This is a genomic window from Alkalicoccobacillus porphyridii, assembly GCF_007293315.1.
Lineage (GTDB): Bacteria > Bacillota > Bacilli > Bacillales > Bacillaceae_D > Alkalicoccobacillus > Alkalicoccobacillus porphyridii.
This window is the reverse complement of the sequence record NZ_VLXZ01000159.1, coordinates 1-284: the sequence shown is the minus strand read 5'-3', so window position 1 is coordinate 284 and position 284 is coordinate 1. Positions and strand designations below refer to the sequence as shown.

Here is a 284-nt window from a genome sequence, read left to right as displayed (position 1 = left end):
ATACTCGGATCGCCGGTCATCCCTTCGTTCATCGCCCCGAAGATCCCGGTGCCGCTGGCGCAAAACAGGACAATAATCGCGACATAATTCTGAATAAAAGATTCATGCGCTGGCTTCTTACGTGAGTGGCGAAACAGATTTTGTGCTTTGGTGACCGCGGTATTGACGCCTTTTTCCAGCAGACAAATTTCGCCGATTAATGCCCCGAGTAAGGTTGTTAAAACCATCGCCGGAAGGTTGGCGCATTTCACCACCAGTAAAATACCAATCCCCAGCGATGCCAG

Annotated in this window: 1 protein-coding gene; it reads right to left on the bottom strand. The window is 50.4% G+C overall.

The window, feature by feature from the left end; all coding sequences use genetic code 11:
• The coding region (locus tag FN960_RS23885) for a DUF554 family protein (RefSeq protein WP_143850799.1) at positions 1–284 on the bottom strand (284 nt) is incomplete at both ends.